Raw genomic sequence first — 13,220 nt, 5'->3', positions numbered from 1 at the left:
ATTGATTTGCTCAAGACTGGAGTTTAGACTAAAGAGCGAAAGAAAATCGCGGTCGTGCTAGGCACGAACCGCGTTATAGCAGAAGCTGAGACAATACCACTCACCTCAGCGACTACTATGCCCTACGATAGCCTGTACGGATTCCGCCAGCGCGCCCATCAGTATTTGGGACGAGCGCATGATGCGACCTTTGAACTCATTGACGCGGTGTTGACGACACGGCAAGCGCCCAGCTTTGTCGAGCTCTCGCGCTCCCCATTCTTTCGTCGCCAATGGCCGAGTATCTATAGCGCTGTACATGACAGCCGACCGCAGCGCCGCCGACTGATGCAGCTGTACCTGGAGCAACTGCCCCAGGAGGAGCCAGTGGTGTTGGCTGGCGACCATACGGCATGGCCCCGTCCAGACGCGAAGTGCTTACCCGAACGGACGTATGAACATCAGGCTCAGGGTGTGGGAGGAGGGGGGCCGATTACCGTCGGTCAAGGCTACAGTACGTTGGCCTGGATTCCACCCGAGTCAGGCAGTTGGGCCTTGCCTTTGCGGCATGAGCGAATTACCAGTTGGGAGAGCCCATTAAGCAAAGCTGCATTTCAACTGCGGCAAGTGTGTAAAGAGTTATCCTGTCGTCCCTTGACGCTCTGGGACAGTGAGTATGGCTGTGCTCGCTTCGTGCTGGAAACCGCTGATATTGCCGCCGATAAACTCATGCGTCTGCGCTCTAACTTGAACCTCTGGGGAGCACCGCCGCCCTACAGTGGACGAGGACGTCCCAAAGTCCACGGCGACAAATTCAAACTCAATGACCCCGACACCTGGTGGTCAGCCGATGAGACAGCAATTCTCGAGCATCCCAAGTTGGGGACAGTGCGGGTGCGCTGTTGGCACCAGTTGCATTTTCGGCAAGCCGCTGCTCATCCCATGCGGCTGATTCAGGTGCAACGCCTTGATGCCACCGGACACCCTCGCCCCGCTCGCCCCCTCTGGTTGGTGTGGGTTGGCGAGAGTCCACCGCCCTTAGACACCCTCTGGCAACGCTATCTGCAACGCTTTGCTATCGACCACTGGTACCGCTTCATCAAGCAGCGACTGCATTGGCTCTTGCCGAAACTGGCAGACCCCAAAGCGGCGGAACGCTGGAGTGACTTGATGCCCTTAGCCACCTGGCAGTTATGGTTAGCGCGTGATCTCGTCCAAGACCAACCCTTGCCCTGGCAAAAACCTCAAGCCGCTCTGACTCCTGGACGAGTGGCTGATTCCATCGCTCCACTTTTCGCTCAGTTGGGCACACCGACTGCACTTCCCAAACCCCGAGGAAAATCACCGGGCTGGCCGACTGGCACCCCTCGACCCCCCAAACCCTACTGCCCCACCATCCGAAAACGAGGAAAACGCTCTAAAAAACAAGCCACATCTGTCCCTTAACCCCGCCATTCGGCTCCTGTTACTCCAAACATGCGCCACTGTCACAGGTGGTGCAATTTGGCCTTAGTCTAAACTCCAGTCAAGATGGCCCTCACCCGAAACCTGAAGCGCAATGTAGCCATTTGGATCAATCACTACCAGCGTTGGCCACGCCCTGACCGCGTATTGATTCCACAGAGTGCAATCGCAGTCGTTGATCACGGGATGCTGGATGTCGTAGCGCTGGATAGCCTGCTGAACGGCGGCTTCAGATTGCTCATGGGCAAACTTGGGCGTATGAACGCCAATCACCACCAGTTGATCGGCGTATTTTTGCTCTAGCCACGCCAAATCCGGCAAAACGTGCAAACAGTTGATGCAGCCGTACGTCCAAAAATCGAGCAGCACGATTGTTCCCCGCAGATCTCGCAGCGATAGGGAATTGGGCGTATTCAGCCAGGTGAGATCGCGGGGAAACTGGGGTGCTCGGACGCGAGGCGGCATGGTTGTTCAGTCGTCCTACTCGGTCAGCGTCGATTGATCGGGCGAGGCTGGAGTGGACGGTGAAAACGGCTGGTCGGGTTCAATTGGCAGGGGATTGAACTGCGGCTCGTTATCCAGCTTCAAATCGCGCTCCAAAGATTTGAGACTGGGTTCGTCGATAATTTCCGGCAGCGTGGGCGGCACGTTCTTGTCCTCCGCATCTGGCTGACGGAACCGCTCAAAGAATCGACCCAAACGCTGACGAGATTGGTTGAAAATGTCGTCTTTCGCCGCTTGAGGCATGGGCGACCCCGGTGTTCTCGAGGGCTGAACGGTTGGGATAGTCCCATCCGGTTCCTCAATCGTGGGAGACATGATTTCTTCAACGGTTTCAGATGGCTCGGGTTCAGTCGGTTGTTCTGTTGAGGAGGGAGGAGGTGCGATCGCATCCTCCGCTTCTCCTGCATCGTCTTCATCTACCGCATCAATTTCATCGATGAGCCCTGGAACGTCGTTGATCACGGCTTTGGGAGTGGGTTTAGTGATTTCAATCGGTTCTGGTTCTGGTTCATCTTTGGTAACACCTGCTGAATCGGTAGACGTTCCTTTGAGCTGATCCAGTGTCGTTTCACTTGGCTGGGGAATCAGCTCTGGCTCCAAGATTTCGGGCTGTTTATCAACCTGATCAGTGTCTTGATCGGTTTCTAGAACGGGTGCAGATTCCGGTTCAACTGCCTTGAATGGAGCTTCGGATGGTTCTGTCTGACGCTCGTCTACCGTAGGTAGCTTGATGTTCAATTCGTCGCTGGACTCTTCTGGGCTGGCAGGGAGAGTTTCTGGAATCGCCAATTCAGGCTCTTCCTCATCAGGGATTTCTTCATCTTCGGTGGGTTCGGCAAAGTCGTCGAATTCGTTGACTGTAGGCTGTTCTTCCAAAACAGGGGATTCTACAGGCGGCTCGGTTGGTACAGGCGTTATCGGCTCAACTTCTGGCTCAACTTCGGGTTCGATTTCAGATTCGGGTTCAGGCGGCAGGTAATTGGGGTCAACAATACCCTGTACATCAGCCGCAGTCAGTTCGTCCCGCACTAGCTTGGAGAGCGTGTCTTCACCGCCAGGCTGATAGTCGATTAATCGAATCGTCGAGTTAAAGGCGTTGCTGATTAAGTTGCCATCCTCATCCAGCAGCTCCAGCTTCAGCCAGTTTTGGCCTGTTTTGAAGCCTTTCAAGTAAACGGGCTGCCACTGATCAAACAAAAAGCTTTCACCATTAATCGTGCAGCGGATGCGCCAATCTTTGATGTCATCTTCGCTATCTTGCCGTGCCACAAAGTGCAGCGGTGCGTCTTTTAGATAAAAGTCCAGCATGATTGGCTCCGCGCCGTAGCTGCCCTTGGGGCGGCTATAGGTGAGCTGAGGCATGCCGACTGTGGGTGAGTTGTCCAGCGTGGGACTAAAGAGATGGAACGTAACCTGGTCGTAGGCTCCGTCATTTTTGAAGCTTTCGTGCCAGGGACGGGAGGCAAAGACGCGCAGGGTATGGGTACCGGGTTCTAGGTCAGAAAAGACCAGCGGTTTGCTTGTGTCGTAAACCGCTTGATAGGGCTGGTTATCCAGAATGACGTGCAGGTGTGGCCCCATTTCAAAAGTTTCGTTTTTGAATAGGGGTAAATCGCGCACCTGGAGCCTGACGGACACTTCGGTAGACTGCAAAACCTGATTGGGCTGGGGACTGAGGATTTTTACCTGCGGCTGATAAGCGGTGAGTAGCTGGCCCAAATCTTGGATGGCTTGGGGCGGAGCAACCTCGTAAAGCCGCTTGGTGATGGTGGCTTGAGCTTGTTTGCCCTGCGCGACCTGGCTGACATCCACAGTGCGATCGCGGTTGCCACATCCTGTTAGGCCAATCCCCACTACACACAGGATGATACTGAGGCTAACGGCAGCCATCGACTTGATCCACTTAAACCCTGCTCGAAACCCAGTCATATTCGTCCTAAAACGCTCCATTCGGACTATAGCGGAAAGCCTGCCCACGCTGCTGGATTTCAGATCGACATGCGGCAAAGGCAGAATCTATGTCAGGTTTACAACAATTGGCTGCAACTGGAACTACAGTGCAAAATCGTGATCAATTGTTTCAATAGATTTCAATAAATTGCAATTTAATTGACAGATTGCTCGTTTAAGGTAAGCAGCTTGCTTTTGATTTCTATCTGTGAATCCGTCTATAAGCGTTTGGAATAGTGATCCCAATTTGTTCTCTATATTTCTCTATGCGAAGCGTCAGATTTAATAAGCCGATACCCGAAATGTGAGACTCAATGACAGCTTGTTGCAGTTTGTCAGGGAAAGTTGCGATCGCAATTATCGAGCTGCGTGATCGCCCAAAGCAGCTACAGATAGGGGATCTCGCCTAGGGCTGATCTGGAGTTGAGCCAAATAGCTATCTCACCTAAAAGTCATTTCGTTTTGTAAAAAATGCGGTAAAAAACTTGACTTTTGCACAGACCCAATAAGCCAATCCCAGTCAGATCAAGCCTTTCCCAACTTGAATTATTGTTAACGCGCATCAAAGCGGTTTCAAACGCAAGTCTATAATGCTCGAGAGAACACCCCAAGCGACTTCTGTTTGTAGAGTTCAACTTCTTGGACTACTCGAACGGTTGGAATAACTAAATGACATAACTTTGTCTTACAAACGACTTACAAAACTTATCTATAAGGTTTTCGTAAGGATGTACTCAGCTTTTGCGCTGGAGAGAGGGGTGGAAACACTGCTAAGCTCTCCACGCATTGATCAGGTCAAATGCTCTTGGGGTGAGACGTCGTCTCGTTCCTTGTCTAGAGAGGAGAGTCTCCATGACAACTACTCCACAGGAGCGGGAGAAGGTAAGGGTAGTGGTCGACAACGACCCGGTTCCTACTTCCTTTGAGAAGTGGGCAAAACCCGGCCACTTCGACCGCACCTTATCGCGAGGTCCAAAAACCACAACTTGGATTTGGAACCTTCACGCTCTCGCGCATGATTTCGATAGTCATACCAGCGACTTAGAAGATATCTCTCGTAAGATTTTTAGCGCTCACTTTGGTCATCTCGCCATTATCTTTATTTGGCTGAGTGGCATGTATTTCCACGGCGCTAAGTTTTCAAACTATGAAGCTTGGCTCAGCGACCCCATCAACATCAAGCCCAGTGCTCAGGTTGTTTGGGACATCGTCGGTCAAGATATTTTGAATGCTGATGTCGGCGGTGGATTCCAGGGTATTCAAATTACCTCTGGTTTCTTCCAGCTCTGGCGTGCTTCTGGTATCACCAACGAGTTCCAGTTGTACTGCACCGCAATAGGCGGTCTAGTAATGGCTGGCTTGATGCTGTTTGCCGGTTGGTTCCACTATCACAAACGGGCTCCCAAACTGGAATGGTTCCAGAATGTTGAGTCCATGATGAACCACCACTTGGCTGGCTTGTTGGGTCTAGGCTCCTTAGGCTGGGCAGGTCACCAGATTCACGTTTCTCTGCCAATTAATAAGCTCTTGGATTCTGGGGTTGCACCTAAAGACATTCCGCTGCCACACGAATTCATCTTGGATAAGAGCTTAATGGTAGAGCTCTATCCCAGCTTCGCGAAGGGCCTGACTCCCTTCTTCACGCTGAACTGGGCTGAATATGCAGATTTCCTCACCTTTAAGGGTGGACTCAATCCGGTTACGGGCGGTCTCTGGCTGTCTGACACGGCGCACCATCACCTTGCGATCGCGGTTCTGTTTATCGTGGCAGGCCACATGTATCGCACCAACTGGGGCATCGGTCACAGCATGAAGACGATCCTGGAAAATCACCGAGGTCCCTTCACAGGTGAAGGTCATAAAGGTCTGTATGAAATTCTGACCACCTCTTGGCATGCTCAACTCGCTATTAACTTGGCGATGCTAGGTTCTCTGAGCATCATTGTTGCTCAGCATATGTATGCCATGCCGCCTTATCCCTATTTGGCGACTGATTATCCAACACAACTTTCGCTGTTTACCCACCACATGTGGATCGGTGGTTTCTTGATTGTGGGCGCTGGCGCTCACGGAGCCATCTTCATGGTGCGGGATTATGATCCAGCCAATAATGTCAACAACCTGCTGGATCGGATGATCCGTCATCGGGATGCCATTATTTCCCACCTGAATTGGGTTTGTATCTTCCTCGGCTTCCATAGCTTTGGTCTATACGTTCACAATGACACCATGCGGGCTTTGGGTCGTCCCCAGGACATGTTCTCGGATACGGCGATTCAGCTTCAGCCTGTTTTTGCTCAGTGGGTGCAGAATCTGCACACCCTAGCACCCGGTAACACAGCTCCCAATGCGATCTCCCCGGCGAGCTTTGCATTTGGTGGTGATGTGGTTGCTGTGGGTGGCAAGGTTGCCATGATGCCGATTGCCTTAGGCACGGCAGACTTCTTGGTGCACCACATCCATGCGTTTACCATTCACGTTACTGTTCTGATTCTGCTGAAGGGCGTTCTGTTCGCTCGCAGCTCTCGCCTGATCCCAGATAAGGCAAACTTGGGCTTCCGCTTCCCTTGCGATGGCCCTGGTCGGGGCGGCACCTGCCAGGTTTCTGGTTGGGACCACGTATTCCTCGGTCTGTTCTGGATGTACAACTCCTTGTCTATCGTAATTTTCCACTTCAGTTGGAAGATGCAGTCTGACGTATGGGGAACGGTTTCACCCGACGGTACGGTTTCACATATCACGGGTGGTAACTTTGCTCAAAGTGCTATCACCATTAACGGTTGGTTGCGTGACTTCCTGTGGGCACAGGCAACGCAGGTGATTGGATCCTACGGTTCCGCTCTGTCTGCTTACGGTCTGCTGTTCTTAGGCGCACACTTCGTTTGGGCATTCAGCTTGATGTTCTTGTTTAGTGGTCGCGGCTATTGGCAAGAGCTAATCGAGTCCATCGTTTGGGCTCACAACAAGCTCAAAGTAGCTCCTGCTATTCAACCTCGTGCTCTGAGCATCATTCAGGGTCGGGCAGTTGGAGTTGCACATTACCTCCTAGGAGGAATCGTCACTACATGGGCGTTCTTCCTGGCTCGGATAATTGCAGTAGGATAAGGGCGAGGAGGATTGATAACGACTTATGGCAACTAAATTTCCCAAATTTAGCCAGGACCTCGCTCAGGATCCGACTACTCGTCGGATTTGGTACGGGATTGCCACTGCTCATGACTTTGAGACCCACGATGGCATGACGGAGGAGAATCTTTATCAAAAGATTTTCGCTTCTCACTTCGGTCATCTGGCCATCATTTTCTTGTGGACTTCTGGCAACCTGTTCCACGTCGCCTGGCAAGGAAACTTCGAACAGTGGGTCACTGATCCGCTAAATGTTAGTCCCATCGCCCATGCGATTTGGGATCCTCACTTCGGTCAGCCTGCGGTAGATGCCTTTACCCGAGCTGGCGCTTCTGGCCCCGTGAATATCGCGTTCTCTGGGGTTTACCACTGGTGGTACACCATCGGTATGCGAACCAATGGCGACCTTTACATGGGGTCTATTTTCCTCCTGATTCTGTCGGCCATCTTCCTGTTCGCTGGCTGGTTGCACCTACAGCCTAAGTTCCGCCCCAGCTTGAGCTGGTTTAAGAACGCTGAATCTCGCTTGAACCACCACTTGGCTGGTCTGTTCGGCGTCAGCTCTTTGGCTTGGACGGGACACCTGGTACACGTTGCGATTCCTGAGTCTCGCGGTCAGCATGTGGGTTGGGATAACTTCCTGTCTACATTGCCTCATCCCGCTGGCTTAGGCCCCTTCTTTTCCTTGAACTGGGGCGTGTATGCACAAAATCCTGATACGGCTGGCCATGTGTTTGGTACGTCTCAAGGTGCGGGAACGGCTATCTTGACGTTCTTGGGTGGCTTCCATCCTCAAACTGAGTCCCTGTGGCTCACGGATATGGCTCACCACCACCTTGCGATCGCAGTGATCTTCATCATTGCCGGTCACATGTACCGCACCAACTTCGGGATTGGCCACAGCATTAAGGAAATCCTGAGTGCCCACAAGCCACCTAGTGGCAAGCTTGGTGAAGGCCACAAGGGTCTCTATGACACCCTAAACAACTCTCTACACTTCCAGCTCGCTTTGGCACTGGCTTCTCTAGGAGTTGTTACCTCGCTGGTTGCTCAGCACATGTACTCGATGCCGCCGTATGCCTTCATGTCGAAGAGCTTTACGACTCAGGCTGCGCTGTACACCCATCACCAGTACATTGCCACCTTCATCATGGTTGGCGCATTCGCTCACGGTGCGATCTTCCTTGTCCGGGACTACGATCCAGAGCAAAATAAGAACAACGTTTTGGATCGGGTTCTCCAGCATAAGGAAGCCATCATTTCTCACCTGAGCTGGGTTTCTCTCTTCTTGGGTTTCCACACCCTTGGTCTGTACGTCCACAATGACGTAATGCAAGCCTTCGGTACTCCCGAAAAGCAAATCCTGATCGAACCTGTGTTCGCACAATGGATTCAGGGTGCTCACGGTAAGGTGCTGTATGGCTTTGATACGCTGCTGTCGAATCCTGACAGTGTGGCATACACAGCGTATCCAAACTATGCCAATGTTTGGCTGGATGGATGGCTGGAAGCCATCAATAGCGGTGCAAACTCGCTGTTCTTAACGATTGGCCCTGGTGACTTCTTGGTTCACCATGCGATCGCACTGGGTCTGCACACCACCACTCTGATCCTTGTGAAGGGTGCGTTGGATGCTCGCGGCTCCAAGCTGATGCCGGACAAGAAGGACTTCGGCTATAGCTTCCCTTGTGATGGCCCTGGTCGGGGCGGTACCTGCGATATCTCCGCATGGGACGCTTTCTACCTAGCGCTGTTCTGGGCACTGAACACGGTTGGTTGGGTTACGTTCTACTGGCACTGGAAGCACCTGTCCGTTTGGTCGGGCAACGTCGCTCAGTTCAATGAGTCCTCTGTGACGATCATGGGCTGGCTGCGTGACTACCTCTGGTTGAATTCTTCTCAGCTAATCAATGGCTACAACCCCTACGGCATGAACAATCTGTCGGTCTGGGCTTGGATGTTCCTCTTCGGACACCTGGTTTGGGCAACTGGATTTATGTTCCTGATCTCCTGGCGGGGTTACTGGCAAGAACTCATCGAGACCCTGGTTTGGGCTCATGAGCGCACTCCTCTGGCGAACTTGGTTCGCTGGAAGGACAAGCCAGTTGCTATGTCCATCGTTCAAGGCCGCTTAGTTGGTCTAGCTCACTTTACGGTGGGATATGTCTTGACCTACGCTGCCTTCCTAATCGCTTCGACCACTGCTCGATTCGGTTAGCCTAACTAATCTTAGTTAGATAACTAAAAACCCCTTCCGGTTCGCCGGAGGGGGTTTTGATTATTGGTTAATATCGTTTCGGAAGATTGCATGATATTTAGAGCTATGCATTTATTGCTTCACTTTCTTGCAATGCAAGCATTTCTCCAAGTAAAAAGTAAGTCTGCATAAAACATAGCCTGACCTCAAACTCTGTTACATCAGCATGAACACCCTTGCAAGCTAGATCATACGCAAGGTTTAATCGGCGATCTAGATCGTCAAAAGCACTAAATATCAGCTCTTTAGAAGTTTTGGAGTTTATGCGTACAGCAGCAAACTCACGTAGCCTGTTGAGATATTTATCATCACTCAACTCTCGAATCTTACCATCGGCGCATTGTACAGGTTCTTCCTTAGGTGGATAGAGAAAGTCTGCAACGGTTTTGATCAGGCGACGCAAAGAAGTAAGAGCATGTGATCGTGCTTCTGAAGTTCCTTCTTCTAATCGCCGATGCGAAGTTTTGAGTTGTTCTAGCCCCTGCGGGGCATTTGATTCAAGCCAATTTTCCATTGTCTTACTTGGCTCAACAAAAATACTTTCCGCTTCGGCAGCAAACCAAAGCTTAGCCTCGCTTACAGTGAGGTAATCAATCACTTTTCTCCTGATACGTCCGAGAACCTTTCTACGAAAAAGAATCGAAAGGTTACATGTGTCAAAACTTTCTAAGTTCGACATAAACCATTTCTGAGCCATTTCGGGAGAGATATTTGCTGGAGAATATCTGTTGATTGTGCTCACTTTTGCTTCAAGAAACTGAATTGAGTTTTCAATTTCTACAACGTTCATTCCTAAAGACATTCCCTTTTGAACTTTCATAAGTTCAGCCTCAGAATCCTCAATCTTACGTGATGAAATGTATTTTTCTATGCATTGCTCCCACCGAATGCTAGCTTCCTGCTCGCCCAATCTCTGAGCAAGTAGCATCCTAAATCTTTTGCGTTCCTCTTCAGTTAATGTATCTCTTTCTGTGATAAGCCAAATTTTGGCTTCTAGATCATCAAGATGCTCGGCTACTCTGGCTGCAACTTCAATCAGATGTTGAAGCGTAACATCTGAAGTCAGAGCAAGATCGAGTGCTTTTCTTATGAGTTCTAATAGTTCGATACGGTTCATCTTATGCGCAAGAGGTTGTATGTAATAAGTACATGTTAACCATTCATCTCTATATACATGACTCTTACCTAAACCGTAACCACTTCAGTTTTTGCATCGGGTGATATTAGTTTAAAGTGTAGAATCATCAATTGCTCTGGACGTAACCCTAGCGATTCAAACGTGCGTCCATTGCGATGTTTTGGTTTCGCAAGTGCAATCGCACTCAAGATTAAAATCTTTGTGATTTAGGGTGAGTAGGTGCGATCGCACTTTAAAGCAGCCGTTTTCGATGCCTCTATTTTGTCGCTAAAGCTTGCTGCTGCATCAGTTTTTGCACTTGAATTAACGCTCGATTCAGCTCATAGCCGCATTGCTCGGGGTGCTTTGCAAAAAACTGCTGCTCCTCCTCAATCATCAAAATGTCCTGCTCAATGAGTCCTTCAAGCAGCTTACGTGCTGAGCCGAACAAACTGTCACGCACAAATCGACGAAACGGAATCGGTAACTTGTGCAGTCGGTGAAAAGCGTTCAGCGACGTGAAGTGAACCAGATAAGCCTTAGTGTGAGTTTCACTGATTGGACACAGCAAACAGTAAATCTTGAAATCGTCGCCCAAACGCGATGCCCAGTGAGGATAAACGTAGCTGACATCTAGCGGTTCGGGATGCAAACGACGCAGGCTGGGGAAAAAGAGCTGGGAAATTGACCAGATTTTGTCGATTTTGTAATAGCTCTGCGCTTGGTAATGGGCATCAACGCGATCGCAACTTACGTCAATGTCCTGTAATACTGGATCAGCCCAGGCTTGATAGTCCTGGTGCAGATGGCCGTGATACATATCCATCAGGTTTTCAATCAGGAATGAATAGTGCGCCTGCGTGTCGATCACGGCAAACGAGGCAATGTAATTCAATTCATCCCACTCGGGCAGGCCCATCGGTTTAACCTGATCGGCCAAGTCAACCTCACCTGGAAAGAGCCAAATAAAACCATCTTGCTCCCGCACCGGATAGCGGCGGAGCTGGCAGGTAGGCAGCTTTTGATTGTCGGCCAGATAGGGCACATGGGCACAGTGACCATCTGCATCAATCTGCCAGCCGTGGTAAGCACATTCTAGGTGGTCAGTAACAACCTGACCGTGGCTAAGCTTGACGTGGCGATGGGGACAGCGGTTTTCGAGCGCATGAACTTGCCCGCTGCGATCGCGATAGAGGACGATTTCCTGAGACCAAAGCGTAATGCCAATGGGCTGCTGCTGAAGCTCCTTCCGTTGGGCGACAACGTACCAGTGGTTGAGGTTAATGCCGAGTTGGCGAATGCGGTTGGGGGGCGGGAGAGATGAAGAGGCTGGAGGTGCGATCGCGTTCAATGCTGGGCTATCTAGTTCGTTGTCTAATTCTGAATTTCGTTCCAACGGGGGTATGTCAAATAGATTGTGTCAAAGGTAAAAACTCAAGTTGGAAAGCGATCGCTGAATTCAATCGCGAAGCGGTTGAGAGCGGGTTTCCAGTCGCGAATGGGCATGGTCCACTTTTTGGCAATATTTTGAATTGCCAAGTAGATAACTTTTAGGGCAGATTCATCGGTTGGAAAAGCTCGGTGGTTTTTAATCACCTTTCTAAGAGTCATATTCATCGATTCAATCGCATTGGTCGTATAGATTGCTTTACGAATCTCCGGTGAAAAAGCAAAGAAGGGAATAATCCGCTGCCAATGATGAAGCCAAGACCTGCTAATGGTTGGATATTGCTGGTCCCACTGCTCGGCAAACTCAACTAAGCGCTGCTCTGCTTCAGTCTCAGTGCTGGCCGTGTAAATCAGCTTGAGGTCTGCTGCAACCGCCTTACGGTCTTTGTAGGACACATAGCGGAGTGAATTTCGTACCATGTGAACAATGCACAACTGCACCTGGGTTTGAGCAAAGACCGCTTCAATGGCATCGGGAAAGCCAGTGAGGCCATCACAGCAAGCGATGAAGATGTCTTTGAGACCCCTATTTTGCAGCTCTGTGAGCACTTGAAGCCAAAATTTGGCAGACTCGTTCTGGGTCATCCACATCCCCAAGAGTTCTTTGGTGCCAGACAAGTTAACCCCAAGCGCCAAGTGAATCGCTTTGTTGATCACCCGCCCGTCTTGTCTGACTTTGACCACGATGGCATCAAAATAGACGATGGGATAAACCGGGTCGAGCGCGCGATTTTGCCAAATTTTACGCTCCGTTTCAACCGCATCCGTGACGTTCGAGATCAGCCCGGCTGAGACCTCAACGCCATACAGGTCTTGCAGTTGAGCCTGAATGTCACGGGTACTCATGCCCCTGGCATAGAGGGACAAGATCTTGTCATCAAAGCCCTCGAAGCGGGTCTGCCCCTTCTTGACGATGATGGGTTCAAACTCACTGTTGCGGTCACGGGGAACATTGATTTGAGCTTCTCCAAACTCCCCTTTGATGGTCTTCTTGCTGTGGCCGTTGCGGCGGTTACGAGTTGGCTTGACGTCGCTTTCAGGCTCCGCCTGTTGCTCGTCCAGATGGGTTTTCATTTCCGCATTCAAGCAGCGTTCCACCAAAGCCGCCGTGAGCTGCTTAAGAATCCCTCCATCCCCCAGCAGGTCTTCGGGATTCTGATAGCCTTTAAGCAATTCATCCAGGAGTTCAGGTCGAAAAGTCATAGTACGAGTCTCTTAGGTTCAATAGTTCATTAGATCTCATCTCTGACCTTTGACACAATCTAATTTACAATCCCTCCAACGGATCAGTCGTTGAAGGGTCTTGAGCGTTGATTGACTTTTCCTGCACCATATTCGGATCAATAAATGTGTAGACCGGGATTGTAACGAGTT

8 protein-coding genes are annotated in these 13,220 nt (G+C 50.6%); 3 read left to right on the top strand and 5 right to left on the bottom strand.

Annotated elements, in window-relative coordinates:
* Nucleotides 1-117 precede the first annotated feature (117 nt).
* Nucleotides 118-1,425 (top strand): NF041680 family putative transposase, encoded by a 1,308-nt coding sequence (locus AC286M_RS13635; protein ID WP_488204827.1) that lies wholly within the window; start codon nucleotides 118-120, stop codon nucleotides 1,423-1,425.
* A gap of 63 nt (nucleotides 1,426-1,488) precedes the next feature.
* Here AC286M_RS13635 and AC286M_RS13630 read toward each other — a convergent pair whose 3' ends face one another.
* Together AC286M_RS13630 and AC286M_RS13625 are read right to left on the bottom strand one after the other, a co-directional pair.
* Nucleotides 1,489-1,908, bottom strand: coding sequence for a thioredoxin-like domain-containing protein (locus AC286M_RS13630; protein ID WP_488204907.1), 420 nt, complete (start codon nucleotides 1,906-1,908; stop codon nucleotides 1,489-1,491).
* A 15-nt stretch (nucleotides 1,909-1,923) separates the two neighbouring features.
* Complete coding sequence (locus AC286M_RS13625) at nucleotides 1,924-3,876, bottom strand: hypothetical protein (protein WP_488204906.1); 1,953 nt, start codon at nucleotides 3,874-3,876, stop codon at nucleotides 1,924-1,926.
* A gap of 873 nt (nucleotides 3,877-4,749) precedes the next feature.
* On the opposite strand from AC286M_RS13625, the gene psaA reads away from it, so the two are divergent.
* A complete protein-coding gene (gene psaA / locus AC286M_RS13620; protein ID WP_488204905.1) occupies nucleotides 4,750-7,002 on the top strand; it encodes a photosystem I core protein PsaA in 2,253 nt (750 codons plus the stop codon).
* 25 nt (nucleotides 7,003-7,027) lie between these two features.
* On the top strand, nucleotides 7,028-9,241 hold the full coding sequence (gene psaB, locus AC286M_RS13615) for a photosystem I core protein PsaB (RefSeq protein ID WP_488204904.1): 2,214 nt from the start codon (nucleotides 7,028-7,030) through the stop codon (nucleotides 9,239-9,241).
* Between the two features lie 103 nt (nucleotides 9,242-9,344).
* On the opposite strand, the gene AC286M_RS13610 is transcribed toward psaB, so the two are convergent.
* From AC286M_RS13610 to AC286M_RS13600, 3 genes are all read right to left on the bottom strand, one after another.
* On the bottom strand, nucleotides 9,345-10,397 hold the full coding sequence (locus AC286M_RS13610) for a hypothetical protein (RefSeq protein ID WP_488204903.1): 1,053 nt from the start codon (nucleotides 10,395-10,397) through the stop codon (nucleotides 9,345-9,347).
* 277 nt (nucleotides 10,398-10,674) lie between these two features.
* Entirely contained in the window at nucleotides 10,675-11,793 is a 1,119-nt protein-coding gene (locus AC286M_RS13605) for an aromatic ring-hydroxylating dioxygenase subunit alpha (RefSeq protein ID WP_488204902.1), read from the bottom strand.
* 38 nt (nucleotides 11,794-11,831) lie between these two features.
* The gene (locus tag AC286M_RS13600) at nucleotides 11,832-13,049 is read right to left on the bottom strand and encodes an IS256 family transposase (protein WP_488202914.1); all 1,218 of its coding nucleotides are present in this window, start codon (nucleotides 13,047-13,049) and stop codon (nucleotides 11,832-11,834) included.
* Nucleotides 13,050-13,220: the final 171 nt, after the last annotated feature.

This window comes from Thainema salinarum CENA647 (genome assembly GCF_057732415.1).
This window is presented reverse-complemented; position numbering and strand designations above follow the sequence as displayed.

What these genes read in the sequence shown, in the direction of transcription:
- AC286M_RS13610 (WP_488204903.1), bottom strand. Translation starts at nt 10,397, where the DNA reads ATGAACCGTATCGAACTATTAGAACTCATAAGAAAAGCACTCGATCTT.
- AC286M_RS13625 (WP_488204906.1), bottom strand. Translation starts at nt 3,876, where the DNA reads ATGACTGGGTTTCGAGCAGGGTTTAAGTGGATCAAGTCGATGGCTGCC.
- psaA (WP_488204905.1), top strand. Translation starts at nt 4,750, where the DNA reads ATGACAACTACTCCACAGGAGCGGGAGAAGGTAAGGGTAGTGGTCGAC.
- AC286M_RS13600 (WP_488202914.1), bottom strand. Translation starts at nt 13,049, where the DNA reads ATGACTTTTCGACCTGAACTCCTGGATGAATTGCTTAAAGGCTATCAG.
- AC286M_RS13630 (WP_488204907.1), bottom strand. Translation starts at nt 1,908, where the DNA reads ATGCCGCCTCGCGTCCGAGCACCCCAGTTTCCCCGCGATCTCACCTGG.
- psaB (WP_488204904.1), top strand. Translation starts at nt 7,028, where the DNA reads ATGGCAACTAAATTTCCCAAATTTAGCCAGGACCTCGCTCAGGATCCG.
- AC286M_RS13635 (WP_488204827.1), top strand. Translation starts at nt 118, where the DNA reads ATGCCCTACGATAGCCTGTACGGATTCCGCCAGCGCGCCCATCAGTAT.